We start from the raw sequence: 13,561 nt of genomic DNA, 5'->3' as shown, positions 1-13,561 counted from the left end.
GTTGACTTGAGCATAGGTTCTGGCGTCACGTCTAAGTACCAAGTAAGGCTACGAAGAATGTGAGAGACGATTAGATGGACCGCGCTCAGGCTCGTGAACTTACCATCAAAAGCTTGACGTCGATTCGACAAGCGTCGGCACGACGCAAGAAGGGTCTTATACGGAAGCATCTCGCTTCGTCCGTTACGAAGCTGGATGCAGCTTTTCGAGCCCTTCCAGGCAACTCAACCACTGAGCGGGTCAAGGCAATGGCCCAGCGCATCGATCCATTCAAACCCTGCGGTGCATCGGTTTTCTGGTGGAGAATACCGAAAGCCAAGGGCGGCTTTCGGCGTTTGTGCCGACTACCCACTGTGCTGTACGCAGCGAGCTTGATGGTGAAGGACGTGCTCGAAACGTCGTTCACGCCAGGTCCACACCTCTCCGACATCAAAGGCCAAGGCCGCGATAGGGAGGCTCGGCGCATCGCTGAAGCGCTCCAACAGGGCTACGAATTCGTTTATCTGGCCGATGTCACGAGCTGCTTTGATAGCGTGAACCTCGATGCACTCAGCCAGCTTCCCCTACCGAAGGTCGTGATCCGTAATGTCCTCGACACTCGGACTATGGACCTTCGGCACGCCCCCCACAGAGAGAGGAGGTACGCCCAGGAGCATGGGGTCTCTTACCCCTATGACGACCACACGATAGAGCGTAACGGCCCGCGCGGACTCATGCAGGGCTCTCCGGCATCAAACGTAATTATCTCCTGGTTTTTCAATGATTTGCCGGGTGTATTACAAACCGAATGTGTCCCCTTCCTTCTTGCGGACGACGTACTCGTTGTGGCGGAAGGCGTAGAGGATTGCCGCGAGATTGAAAAAACCCTTACCGGCTACTTTGCCGGGCATCGCGCTGGGCCGTTCGTTTTATCGGGCGGTATTACAACGATTGGAGACGGCTTTGAAAGGGCTGGATACGGCTTCCGTAGAAGGGGCCTGAACGAGCAAGACGTGGTGATCGAGCCTTCGTTGGCGAACTACGGACGGATCTTAGAAGCTGCGGAGAACGGCCAACTCACCGACAAGGAAAAGGGCCGTGTCGAACCAATCGCAGGGAAACAGGCTTTGAACGCTCGGCTAAGCGGCTTCAGCGCCATGTCCGACCTTGATAGCTTCCGAGATGAAGTTACCGCAGGCATGAGACATGACCTTCGTGCGGCTCAGCGTGATGCAACCCGTGCCACCGATCAGTTGGATGCGTGGCTCCGCCGGCTTCCACGGGGCATACGGGAGTCGGTGCTCGAAAGGTTCAATGCGAGCCTTTCCGAGCAAGCTCCTCACCATACCTAGACATCTGCTGGATTGAGGTTGGCTGTACCTTCTACGCACGGCGTATGTACATTCTGGGGCTTGCCGCTTCGCGGCGTCCGCGCTTATCACTTTTGGCCGGATGATTTGCAGCTAGCTGCACTCAAGCCACTGAGACTGCAGGGCAAGTTTGTAATACGTCTCCATTAGGTTTCGATCGGTATTACATTGCCTCAGCTTATTACAATCCGATAAAATCGTAGAATTTTCCCAGGGTACTGCGCTCAGTTAGAGATGGGGGAGGGTCTGTGCCATCCTCTCCGTTTTACCTCTGATTTCACTTTGGCTCCACAAGCCTTGCGGGGAGCCTCTATCCCGTCGCCATCTAGAACTTAAGCAGTGCATCCCTGGGTGCTGATGCCTATGGTGCTGGGTATGAGATATGCGAGGTTACGTCTTGCCCCTTCGGGGCGTCCGGCCCTATTTGGTTACGAGAGGAGTTCTGAGAGTGAGCTTGCAGTTATCTGCAAGATAAATAAAGATAAATCATGCATACAAGAGGTTATGATAAATAATTGTATTACAACATTAAAGTGTTTTACAGATTCAAAATTAAATAATATTCATTCTGTAAACAATAGAGGAATGAAATAAAACATTCCCCTATTGTCGTGTGAATTCCTCAAGTACCTCTAGTCGTTTCAACAGGAACACATGCTCCTGCTGGTCCAGTAGGGCCTTGACTACCTACATCTCCATCAGAAACACTTTTATCGCCGCCAGCACCCCCACGTCCGCCACGACCACCCCGCCCACCTTGACCAGGTCCACCGTAAATTGCGATCACGCCTGTGTTGCCGCCTTCCCACCCCGGAGGCCCATCTTCACCAACAGGCTGGTTCGCGCAGCCGCTAACAAACCGCCCCTGAAGTCCGACTGGTAAATATTTTATTTTCACCGTGCTGGTATCACCGCCTTTCCCGCCACTGCCGCCATGTCCACCATGTCCGCCTCGTGCTGCTTTCTTCCCGAATATTGGCAGCCCCTTATTCCTTGGACCACCTCCTTGACGGCCCCCTCCACCGTCGCCGCCCTCACCACCATTCTGACCATTTGTACGTATCCAAAGAGATCCATCATTTTCTATTTCTTCAAGATTTATAATAGTGAGTGAGACTCCAGCATGTCCAGGTGCTCCATTTGAGCCATTATTTCCTGGGGCTCCTAAGTCACCGTGGTCGGCTTGACCACCCAGATCTTGTGCCGGAGCCGGTTTATCTACTACGCTTCCATAATAACTAATATCAATTATAGCTTTTTCTCCAAAAGAAATTTTCCTTACAGACCATTCTATAGAGTTGACTTCAGGAGATATTACTATTTTATAACCACTTGGAATGTGTAGATTTTCAATATTAAGACGAGCATCTTTTTCGCCAATAATATATACCTTCTCTCCGGGGGGGAACTTTGGAAATCTTAAAACAGTAGTTACATTGTCAATAGGTGGCATTTTCAGAATCCTTTCTAAACAGTTTACAGATTATTCAAAAATCAGAAATTTCCAACCTAATCGCGTGAAACATTTGATAATTTTACAGCTAATCTGCGACCAAGATTAAAAGAAAGATATTTAGGCTCCTTGATTGTAAGAAAGACGCTTTAAAACGCGTTGGACTTGGCTTGCTGACCAGCCTGACCCGCGCGGGGTTGTGATCCTTTTGGCGTTGAGGGCTTTGGCAATTCCCCAGAGGGACGTAATACCGCCTGCTTGAAGCGTGGCGATAGTACCGGCGAGGTCGGCCGCGTATTGATCAGCTGAGGCGGTTCGAGAGGCCCTAGCACGTTCCAGATCGCCCGGAGTGCCCGCACGGCCTCTGAACCCTCCCAGGACCGTCCCACGAGCCTTGGCGGCGGCAAGGGCGGATTTAGTGCGGTCCGAAATGGCCTTGGCTTCATGCTCGGCCACGGCGGCGAGAATGTGGATCGTGAGTCGGTTGGCCTGCGGAAAGTCGACGGCGATGAAATCGACGCCGGCCTCCATGAGTGCTGAAACAAAGGCTACGTTCCGGGCGAGGCGGTCCAATTTCGCGATCACGAGGGTAGCCTTGTGAAGGCGGCAGGCCGCGAGTGCAGCGGCGAGCTGCGTACGGTCGGACCGAGTGCCCGACTCGACCTCGGTGAACTCCTCGATGAGGGTCCATGAGCCGCCGTTTAGAAAGCCAAGGACCGCTGAGCGCTGGCCTTCAAGGCCGAGACCGCTCCGCCCCTGCCGAGCAGTGCTTACCCGGTAATAGGCGATGTAGCGCCCTGTCTTGTTCATCGAAGCAGCCCCGGTAGTCCGTAACATTGTGTGCAACGAGCGTCGCATTGCGTGTCACAGGCCTGCCAGGGCTTGCAGATGTCTGCAAATCAATAATCAGCATTTCTGATAAAGAGAACACAATGTGCCGATTTCTGAGCTGTTTCGGGATGACGGATCGCCGCCTGTTTCGTAGCGGGTGACCAAGCGCTGACGCATGATGGAGCCTGACAGAAGAGCATAGCTCTGACGAAGCTCATGATCAAAATTGGATCGGTGTTGAGAACAAAGAAGAAACGTTTACCGGAGGGGCGTTGTGTGAGAGCGTCGCCGCTAGCCCTAAGGGACGTGATTGGGAACCCGTGAATCATCTCGTACAAGGTCAGAAGGCACGTGGAGCATTCTTCACCCCGCCCGAGGTCAGCCGGTTCATCGCCGATTGGGCAATCCGGTCGAAGGGCGACAGAGTTCTAGAACCCTCGTGCGGCGATGCCTCATTTTTGCTTCCCAGCGCTGCCCGCCTGAAAGCTTTGGGCGTTTCGACCCGTAGTCTGCCTAGGCACCTAAATGGCGTCGAGATCCACGGCCCGTCTGTAACAGGTGCCCAGGCGCGCCTTACGGCCGAAGGCTACGATGCTGCCATCACCGAAGGCGACTTTTTCGACCAGAACCCGCAGCCCGTTTACGATGCGGTGATCGGCAACCCACCCTATGTGCGCTACCAGCACTTCTCAGGCGCTGCCCGTGCGAAGAGCCTCCGGGTCGCCCTTGCTCATGGGGTCCGGCTAACATCCCTTGCTAGCTCATGGGCTGCCTTCACGATCCACGCTTCAGAGTTCCTGAAAGATGATGGTCGCCTCGGCCTCGTGCTCCCAGCCGAATTGATGTCGGTGAACTACGCGAGCGAGGTGCGACGCTTCCTGTTGAACCGCTTCGCCAAGGTGCGGCTCATCCTCTTCGAACAGTTGCTGTTCCCTGGGGTCCTCGAAGAGGTGGTGCTGCTCCTGGCGGAGGGCCGTGGCACCGCACAGAGCTTCGAGGTTTATCAGGCCCGTGATGCGGACAGCCTCGCGAATTTGGATACCTCCTCGTGGCGCGGTTTCGTGCCTGCGGCCGGGGAGAAATGGACCTCTGCCCTCATCCAAAATGGGGCTCTTGAGGCCTACCGTGAGCTAACCCTCGGCAAACATTTCACGAAGCTAATCGAGTGGGGTGATACCTACCTAGGCTCTGTTACGGGCAACAACGACTACTTCACCCTGACGGCAGCCGACGCGGCACGGCTAGGGCTCAGCAAGGCAGAATTGCTGAGGATCTCCCCTCCTGGCGCTAGGCACCTTCGAGGGCTCACCTTTAGCGAAAGGGCATGGACCGAACTCGCGAAGGAAGGGGGGCGCTGCTACTTATTTGCCCCTCAAGCCAGTAACCCGTCGAAGGCTGCCAAAGCCTACATCGAGGCTGGCGAACGCGAGGGTGTCCATAACGCCTACAAGTGCAGGGTCCGCACGCCTTGGTGGCGGGTGCCACTGGTAGCGCAGCCCGATTTGCTTTTCACCTACATGAACCACGATCGCCCACGCCTTACGACCAACGAAGCGGGTGCTCTTGTTCTCAACTCATTGTACGGGGTGAAGCTCAGGCCGGAGCTACGGGAGGTTGGAAAGGCGACACTTCCGATAGCTTGCCTGAACACAGTCACCCTGCTTGGCTCAGAGGTCGTAGGCCGTGCCTACGGCGGAGGTCTCTTGAAACATGAGCCGAAGGAGGCGGACCTGTTGCCCGTCCCGACCCCGGCTGTGCTCGCTGCCGCTCAGGGGGAACTGGAATTGACCGTTCCCCAACTCGCCATCGCCCTGCGGCAGAACAACCTCCTGAAGGCGGTCGAGTTGGTGGATGCGGTTATTCTGGAACGGCATATGAAGCTCGATACTGACCAGTTGGCCCAACTACGGCAGGCTCGTGAGGCCTTGTTCCAACGACGCGTGATGCGAGGGCGAGGTAGCCGTGGCGAGGGTTGATGACTTCCTGGATACGGCTCTCAAGAGCCTCCCCCCAAAGCCAGCCGACACAGCCTCGCAGAGTGAAAAGAAGCGCTACAGCGAGCGCGTCTCGGAGGTTGTCGCCCAGGCTCTTGCCGCAGAGTTACGCGAGCGAGGATTAAGGGAGGCCCGGCCTGCCCCCCCTGGGGTGCTGGGTAGCTCAGGCGCCGAAAGACGCATGGCCGGTGGCCTTGGGGCGAAGAAGGTAGATGTTACCTGGGCTACCGAGGAGGCCGGGCTGCTGCTGGCCATCTCGGTCAAGAGTATCAACTTCAAGGATACCCGCACCAGCAACTACCAAAAGAATCTCGTGAACCGGCGAGGGGACATGCTAATGGAGGCGGTCACCCTCCATCGACGGTTCCCCTACAGCGTGCTCGCGGGCTTCTTCTTTTTCGATAAGGGAGCCGAGACGGACAACACCCTTCGGCGCAAATCCACCTTCCTAAACGCACACGCGAGGCTAAGGCTTTTCACAGGCCGCAATGACCCGGCAGGGCGCGATGAGCAATTCGAAAGGTTTTACCTGCTCCTTTTAGAGGCATCTCCAACCACTGTGGACCTCCGAGCCTTCGAGGTCGGGAAGCCTACCGTCCCAATTCCATTGGATTACGTCATCAACGACCTGCTAAGTATAGCCGCCGAGCGAAATCCGGATTTCTACGAGTTTGACGGTGGAAATCTTCGCTCGGTCAATTGAGGCCGAAGGCGCCTTGATAGCATGGCTTTCTAACCGATTGCAGCTGGTAGGGTACCTAACGCTTAGTACCAACATCGAATACCCGTGATGGTAGGAGGCGGACGTTAGGGACGATATGCCTAGAGGTTGCGTCGGTTACCGCTAAGGCGTAACGGCCAGAATAGAATAGCAGGCCGGCCACGGGAGGATACGTGCAAGAGGAATTGAGTCCCGATGGTCTACCACCGGAACTGGTAGAACCCATCCGGCAGACTGGCTTTCTTTCTAGATCATATGTATCTAGTGTCGCGTTCATAGCAGCTGATACGTCGGGAGATCCCAAATACGGATCGGATCACATTCTTTATTTTCTATATCAGGACCTAATCCAGTCAGCTTTATCGATTTCTACATTGGTCACTCAAGGCCTCCTAAATGTAGCTCGACGTGAATTGAGATTTCTAATTGAAGCGTCCGTCAAAATTACACACGTACAACAGGCAAGTTACATTTCTTCTATCGAGGAAAAGCTTGAGCTCTTCAACAAGGAGCTGCGCTCGCCATCCATTTCGATCAAGAAAGAAATAAAGCTTGATTTGCTACCTCACGCAATTCAAGCCAGCTTCGATGGAGAGCTTGGTCGAATATATGGGCTAACGTCAAATTACGTTCACCTTACTCCTACGCAGATCCTGCACTCGATCGAAGGAGCTAAAGCGGGGGTAAAGCCCGGCAGAGAGCGCCCGGAAGATGTGAACGAACTCAATCGGCTGGCTGAGCGCGCGATGGCAGCTTCGCTCGTTTTGCTCTTTCATAGCGTGCCGTCTTGGGTTGCCGGGGACTGGCTAGTGAATAGCGATGGATCAAGTATCCAGTGGCATTTCATGAAGTCACAATATATTGCAGCGATCGATGAAGAATTCGACTATAAGCATGAACGGCAGGGCACTCTATCCCATATTAAGGCGGCTCGCGCTAGAAACGTTGACTTCTGAATTCCGCTATCTCTGCTTAATTTGAGACGATAACGTTATGCAGACGGCTGCAAGCCTGAGAACTCAATTCATTAGCGCTCGTGCTTGGCAAGAACGTGCTCGATCCCTTGAGTAACTAGTGCTTCAATTGAATTGCCGGCCCGTCCATTTTCGGTGACAAGGCCGCGGGATAGTTCTCGAATTTTCGCTACGAGGTCACGGTCGAGCCATACTGTGAAGGCCTGCCTATTCGCCCGATGATCACGACGATTAGGTAAAGGTGTAGGTTTAATTTTAGGGATGGCTACAGGTTGAGGGTTCCCTGGTACGTCGAGTATGGGTTGCTCCCCTATTGTGAACGCCGCCGACAGGCCGGGTTTCTTTGCCATCCTACGTCTCCACCCGCTTGCGTTTGACCTTGAGGCCGATCTGCTTTGCTACCCAGCGGAACAACGCATCGATCTCCTCAGCGCCCTTCCCATCGGGTTCCAGTTCCTGAATGGTCCGGCCGTCGTTGAAGCAGGACTTGAACGCTTTCCGATGGGACACCGTCGGAGCGCCGTTCGCATTACCGATAGGAATACCCCTGGCGGCAAATCCCTTCGAAGCCTCTTTGACGTCGTTTTTTCGGCCTGACACATCCACGTCGGAAAAAATCACAAAATGCTTCTTCCCGATGCCTTCCAACATAGACGCTGTGCTGGGCACGGCATCCATGTCCGCAAGCGAGGTCCGCGAAGGGATAAGCACTAGGTCAGACAACTCGGCCGCGCGCTTTCCCATCGCCTCCGATTTTCCTGCGGTGTCTATGAAGACGAGTTCAGCTCCCTGTGCCGCAAAAGCCTTTAAGGTTGGCTCGAGAAAATCAGGGGTCGTCTCAGGGCGAACAGGAGGCCCGTCGATCTGTCTGCGAGTTGACCACATACGAAGGGTCGCTTGCGGATCGGTGTCCACGATTGCGGTAAGGACGCCTGCATGATGGGCGGCGACGGCGAGATGGGCTGTAAGGGTGGACTTGCCGATCCCACCTTTGAGCCCGACGAGGCTGACAACGTGCACAGAGCACCTCCACGGATCGACGGAAGACCGTAAATAGCGTGTAGGTGTAAGGAGTAAAGATACGATTACCGTTTAGCTCAACCTTTATGGTTTAGGTGTAGGTTTAGGGTTTTCGGAGTAATTTGGGTTGGCCCTGACGATGCTCGTTGGAAGACCGCGCTATGGGTTTGACGTAGGGGTCGGCTTTGTCCGACAAGAGGCGCTTCGGTTAACGATCCGCTTCGTGAGTCGTGAGTCGTGAGCTGACGTCAGGAGAGATCACTGCCGCGAGATAGACCCTGAAACGACTACGGCCCCCCTGTCGCCAAACAGGAGGGCCGCAAAAATCGAGTGGCTCGGGAGCCGGTTTTCAACTCCCCAAAAGCCACATGACCCCCCTGGGTGTCAAGACGGAACGCCAATTCCGTCAACGATGAAGTCGTGCCTTGAGCCTGCCTGCGGCCCGCATGGGACCGAGGACTATGTTTGCTGAGGAATTACGGCGTGCCATCGAGGCTGCGTCACGTGTGAAGCTGCCTGAAATTTCCACCTTGCTTTGGCGGGCCTTCGGAGCAGGGCAGGTCAGTGAGTCCGAAGCCGAGGAGCTGTCGACCCTCATTGAGACACGGAAGGCCGTGCAGACGGCTGCAAAGCGAAAGCAGCGCTATGTGGGGTCGCGGCCGAGATCGTCAGCTTCAATGGAGCGACGACGGACGTGGGCAGCGTCTGGCAAACTCCCACCGAAAATTGCAGCTCGGTTCACCCTGGCAGAAGCATCCGTCCTGTCAGTGATAGCTACGGAAGTGAGCCGGAATGGCTCATGCTCCTGGCCGATAGGACAGATCGCAGCGGTAGCTGGCGTGAGTGAGACCACGGTGAAGCGGGCGCTTCGTGAGGCACGGGCGCTGGGTCTACTCACTATCGAGGAAAGACGCCTGACGAGGTGGCGGAATGCCCCTAACGTGATCAGGATTGTTTCACCTGAATGGATTGTCTGGCTTCGTCATCGGGGGGGTGGGGGCCAATCTGTGCCGGGCACGAAATCTAAGATAGAAACAGGGATACAAAACGAGGCCACCAACACGGAAAGCCATCGGAAAACGGGAGGGATAGATAGCGGTTGCGTCTATCGAAGGGGGAAGTTATCAAATTTCCGATGATACCAAGATTCTTCCGAACAGCTGCTGGTCCTAACAAGGCATTTTTTTAGCACCGTGTTCCGAGGCGTAATCAAAAGGACGGCGTTGTGCGTCTATCGAACATAAGTATTCGTAACTTTCGTAATTTTAAATCGATCGATGTCCCACTCGCAGGTAATGTTGTACTGCTTGGAGAGAATCGAGTTGGTAAAAGCAATTTTCTGTTTGCGATTAGGCTTGTACTCGATCCAACACTTCCTGATTCCGCACGACAACTAAAGCTCTCAGATTTCTGGGATGGCTGCGACTGGACTACGAATCCGTCGATCGAAATACATGTCGACTTTACGGACTTCGGCAGCGATTCTGCGCTAACTGCCTTGCTCACCGATTTTCGAACTGCAAGCGATCCAACCGTAGCCCGGCTGAGCTATATCTATCGCAAAAAGCCTGAGGTCAGCGGACAGCCTCAATCGGGGGAGGACTGCGAATTCATTGTTTTTGGAGGAGGGAGTGAGACACGTAACATCCCAAGCCGTGTGCGCCGTCGCATCGCACTCGATATGCTTGATGCCCTGCGGGATGCTGAAAGTCAGCTGGGCTCCTGGCGCAATTCCCCGCTTAGACCATTGCTAGAGGATGCGATCGCCTCGGTAAGTCGAACCGACCTCAACGCAGTTGCAAGTGATCTGGAGATAGCTACCAAAAAGCTGGAAAGCTTCCCATCAGTTACGGCACTAGAAGCCTCGCTGCGCTCTGGCATCCTCCATCTTGCAGGCACGTCGCACGATCTTGATGCAAAACTTCGCTTCACTCCAGCCGATCCGCTTCGACTATTCCGTTCGATCGCTCTGTTCATCGACGACGGTAAGCGTAGCATTGCTGAAGCTAGCCTAGGTTCGGCTAATGTTGCGCTTGTTGCACTGAAGTTAGCAGAGTTTTCTTGGCGGCGTGCCAAGAATGAGCGAAACTATTCTCTACTTTGTATTGAGGAACCTGAAGCACATCTCCATCCTCAGCTTCAACGCTCCATCTTCGATAAACTATTCAACGCCGGAGATCCTGCCCAGGCCTTAATTTTCACTAGCCACTCTCCAACACTTGCAGCAGTCGCCCCCCTTCGATCGATTGTTCATCTCAAAGCTAAAGATGGTGCTACATCAGCATTTTCTCTCGCTAAGCTTCCGGTCAGTGCAGAGGAACTTGAGGATATCGAGCGCTATCTCACGGCTACTCGCTCTGAACTGCTTTTTTCTCGTGGCGTAATCTTCGTTGAAGGGGATGCCGAGGAAACACTGCTCACTGTCTTCGCAGATGCTATCGGAAGAAATCTTGATGGGCTTGGCATTACCGTCTGTAATATCGCTGGCGTCCATTTTGAGGCTTATGTGAAACTTGTAGCTAGCCTTGGCTTGCCGTTTGCGGTTGTTACCGATTGGGATCCTCTCGACGGAACCAAAGCACCACTTGGTAAGGCGCGTACCTTCAACATCTGGGAAGCTTATACCGAGGTCGGTGGTTTGCCAAAACTTAGTCCTGAGTATCGTGCCGAATTGGAGGCTGCTGACTTCACTGCGTTCAGCGCCGGATGGGGATCGGTAGGAATCTTCCTGAATGAACAAACTTTTGAAATTTCTGTCTCTAACGAACCTACCTTACTTCCCGCTTTACTCGAAATTCTTGATGAGCAAGGCTTTGGCTCAGTACGTACGAAACGGATAGCAGCATGGCGCAGTGGTACGCCGGTTGATCCTGCCCAGCTCCTCGCAATGATCGCCGCCATAGGCAAAGGTCGTTTGAGCGCCAAGCTCGCTAGGAAGTTGCCTGCTGGTCTGACGCCTCCCCCATATATTGCTGCTGCTATTAAATTCGTGGCAGACCGTGTCTAACAACAGTGTGCTCGCCAAGGCGTTGGCTGAACTTTCGCGTAATCCCGAGCAAATCGCTGCCGTGCGAGAGATCGCCCATTGTGTCGTACTTGCAGGACCGGGCAGTGGGAAAACCAAGACTCTAACCACTGCAATGGCGCGAGCTCTTGTCGAGGATATCGTTGACCCGCGCGGCGTCGCCTGCATTACCTACAATAATGAATGTTCTATCGAACTTGAAACTCGGCTCATCGCCCTGGGCATCGCTGGCAATGACCGCTGCTTCGTCGGCACAGTTCATAGCTTTGCGCTTACTCAGGTAATTTTGCCTTATGCGCGTTGTGTACCCGGGCTCCTGCCCGATAGCTTTCGCGTCGCTAGTGCTGGCGAACGTGCTGTTGCTGTAGAAGCAGCATATGCCGCTGTCTTCAAAGGCAGCCGGTTTAATCCGCACGAACGATGGGCGTTCGCCGAAGAAAAACGCCGCCGAGATGTTGATCGTAGTCTTCCCGGTTGGCTAGACCGCAACGCCGATCTTGCCGCCTTCATAGGTGCATATGAGACTGAGCTTCGTCGACGCGGTTTGATCGATTTCGATGACATGCCACTGATAGCGTTCCGCATGATCAAAGATCACATGTGGATTCGCACGGCGATCAGGGCACGATTCCCGGTCTTGTTTGTCGATGAGTATCAAGATCTCGGTTATGCACTCCACGAGCTCGTGCTGTTGCTTTGCTTTGAGGGCGGCATGCGTCTGTTCGCAGTAGGAGATGCTGATCAATCGATATATGCGTTCACAGGCGCCAATCCCGAGTTACTTCAAAATTTGGCTGCACGGGATGATGTTCGTGATATCCGTTTGCGCTTCAATTATCGATCAGGCGCAAAGATCATCCGCGCTTCCATGGGGGCCCTTGGCGAAGAACGCGATTATCGTGGTCTCGACGACGCGCCGGAAGGCGACCTGAAGTTTTGGAAGGTCCAAGGTGGGCACAACATGCAGGCGGCTACGATCGCAGAAACCGTGCTGCCCAATCTACTCGATCGGTACCCTCCTCAGGAAATCGCTATTTTGTACCGAGCCGCTTGGCTCGGCGATAAGGCGGCGGAAGCGCTCGATGCGAGGGGCATCCCATATGTCCGTACCGATGGGAACGCGCTCGTTAAGCGCAGCTCACGCCTCGCGCGGTTCGTTGAGGCCTGTGCTAGTTGGGTGACCGGTGGCTGGCGAGACGCCGACCCTCCATATGTTCGGTTGCTCAGTCAGGCGATAGGGCTTGTCTACGGAGGACGCGCAAGCGAGGCCGAAGAGCAGGTAATTTCGCAACAACTAATTACATTCCTATGTACTTCTATTGCTTCAGAAAAATCTACGAATTCCTGGCTGAAGCGAATCTGTGGTGAGCTGATCATCCCATGGAAGATAATTGCCCGTAATCCTCAGGTTGAATGGGATGTCTGCAAGGTGATGGTAGAGAAGACCAATCCAGAGGAAGGTAAAGACATTCCACTCAACATTTTTTCAGGCAGGATTGAAGGAAGTGGCCGCGTAATTCTGAGCACACTGCACAGCTCGAAAGGGCGGGAGTTTGATGCTGTTATCCTCTACGGCATGAACGCTAGCGACATCCCCAGCAATCGCGACAGGCAATCCCCTGGAGCAATGCGCGAGGCGCGCCGTCTGTTTTATGTCGGGGTGACTCGACCACGAAAAGAGCTTTCGATCGTGTACCAGGACGGCAACCACTCTCCATGGGTGGCGGAGCTATACCATCGGAGCCTTAAAAGCTGATCGTCATGAATTTACAATGGTTGAACGCACCTCATTAGAAGCGCAACATCGTGCTGTTATTCATCGATTTACTGAAAGCCCGGTCGCGCATCCTGGTAGATGCAGGCACGTCCACCGTCCCACTATCAGCGAGCAGCTTGGCCTGGAGCAGCAAGTTTCTGTCGCCCGAAGGGGTTCAGGCGACAATCCCGGTAATACGGTCTATCTGTTTAGTCGTTGTAAGACATAGATAGCTTGCAGTCGTCTGCAAGTTTAGTAATAGAAGAAGCTATTCTTATAAATTGTAATACTTAAGATTTATTTCATGTATTACATAAAGAATAGGTATTTAATTTTGGGGTTGACTTGAGCATAGGTTCTGGCGTCACGTCTAAGTACCAAGTAAGGCTACGAAGAATGTGAGAGACGATTAGATGGACCGCGCTCAGGCTCGTGAAC

At 54.0% G+C, this 13,561-nt stretch carries 10 protein-coding genes; 6 read left to right on the top strand and 4 right to left on the bottom strand.

From position 1 onward, the window contains the following. Positions 1-248: 248 nt before the first annotated feature. A complete protein-coding gene (locus ASF08_RS12255) occupies positions 249-1,331 on the top strand; it encodes a reverse transcriptase domain-containing protein (protein WP_162238957.1) in 1,083 nt (360 codons plus the stop codon). Between the two features lie 640 nt (positions 1,332-1,971). On the opposite strand, the gene ASF08_RS24835 is transcribed toward ASF08_RS12255, so the two are convergent. Both ASF08_RS24835 and ASF08_RS12245 read right to left on the bottom strand, forming a co-directional pair. Further along, a complete protein-coding gene (locus tag ASF08_RS24835) occupies positions 1,972-2,802 on the bottom strand; it encodes a hypothetical protein (RefSeq protein ID WP_156629578.1) in 831 nt (276 codons plus the stop codon). A 120-nt stretch (positions 2,803-2,922) separates the two neighbouring features. After that, positions 2,923-3,612 (bottom strand): recombinase family protein, encoded by a 690-nt coding sequence (locus tag ASF08_RS12245; protein WP_056145585.1) that lies wholly within the window; start codon positions 3,610-3,612, stop codon positions 2,923-2,925. A gap of 341 nt (positions 3,613-3,953) precedes the next feature. Here ASF08_RS12245 and ASF08_RS12240 point away from each other — a divergent pair, with 341 nt between their 5' ends. The 3 genes from ASF08_RS12240 to ASF08_RS24830 all read left to right on the top strand — a co-directional run bounded on the left by ASF08_RS12240 (position 3,954) and on the right by ASF08_RS24830 (position 7,304). Further along, positions 3,954-5,609, top strand: coding sequence for an HsdM family class I SAM-dependent methyltransferase (locus ASF08_RS12240; protein ID WP_056145578.1), 1,656 nt, complete (start codon positions 3,954-3,956; stop codon positions 5,607-5,609). Further along, positions 5,596-6,330, top strand: a complete 735-nt coding sequence (locus ASF08_RS25340) for a hypothetical protein (protein WP_200931856.1) — start codon at positions 5,596-5,598, stop codon at positions 6,328-6,330. Before ASF08_RS12240 ends, ASF08_RS25340 begins: the two co-directional genes overlap by 14 nt. A 191-nt stretch (positions 6,331-6,521) precedes the next feature. Beyond that, a complete protein-coding gene (locus tag ASF08_RS24830) occupies positions 6,522-7,304 on the top strand; it encodes a hypothetical protein (protein ID WP_156629577.1) in 783 nt (260 codons plus the stop codon). 71 nt (positions 7,305-7,375) lie between these two features. On the opposite strand, the gene ASF08_RS24825 is transcribed toward ASF08_RS24830, so the two are convergent. Together ASF08_RS24825 and ASF08_RS24120 are read right to left on the bottom strand one after the other, a co-directional pair. Beyond that, on the bottom strand, positions 7,376-7,672 hold the full coding sequence (locus ASF08_RS24825; protein WP_156629576.1) for a hypothetical protein: 297 nt from the start codon (positions 7,670-7,672) through the stop codon (positions 7,376-7,378). Between the two features lies 1 nt (position 7,673). Continuing rightward, positions 7,674-8,342, bottom strand: coding sequence for a nucleotide-binding protein (locus ASF08_RS24120; protein ID WP_162238956.1), 669 nt, complete (start codon positions 8,340-8,342; stop codon positions 7,674-7,676). A 1,225-nt stretch (positions 8,343-9,567) separates the two neighbouring features. On the opposite strand from ASF08_RS24120, the gene ASF08_RS24115 reads away from it, so the two are divergent. Next, positions 9,568-11,349, top strand: coding sequence for an ATP-dependent nuclease (locus tag ASF08_RS24115; protein WP_082473192.1), 1,782 nt, complete (start codon positions 9,568-9,570; stop codon positions 11,347-11,349). Further along, complete coding sequence (locus ASF08_RS24110) at positions 11,342-13,123, top strand: ATP-dependent helicase (protein ID WP_082473191.1); 1,782 nt, start codon at positions 11,342-11,344, stop codon at positions 13,121-13,123. The genes ASF08_RS24115 and ASF08_RS24110 overlap by 8 nt, the downstream gene beginning before the upstream one ends. The last annotated feature ends 438 nt before the right edge of the window (positions 13,124-13,561 follow it).

The sequence above is a fragment of the Methylobacterium sp. Leaf85 genome, assembly GCF_001422125.1.
GTDB lineage: Bacteria > Pseudomonadota > Alphaproteobacteria > Rhizobiales > Beijerinckiaceae > Methylobacterium > Methylobacterium bullatum.
The sequence above is the reverse complement of the archived record's forward strand: the minus strand, read 5'-3'. Positions and strand labels throughout refer to the sequence as shown.

What these genes read in the sequence shown, in the direction of transcription:
- ASF08_RS12255 (WP_162238957.1), top strand. Translation starts at nt 249, where the DNA reads ATGGCCCAGCGCATCGATCCATTCAAACCCTGCGGTGCATCGGTTTTC.
- ASF08_RS24835 (WP_156629578.1), bottom strand. Translation starts at nt 2,802, where the DNA reads ATGCCACCTATTGACAATGTAACTACTGTTTTAAGATTTCCAAAGTTC.
- ASF08_RS12245 (WP_056145585.1), bottom strand. Translation starts at nt 3,612, where the DNA reads ATGAACAAGACAGGGCGCTACATCGCCTATTACCGGGTAAGCACTGCT.
- ASF08_RS24825 (WP_156629576.1), bottom strand. Translation starts at nt 7,672, where the DNA reads ATGGCAAAGAAACCCGGCCTGTCGGCGGCGTTCACAATAGGGGAGCAA.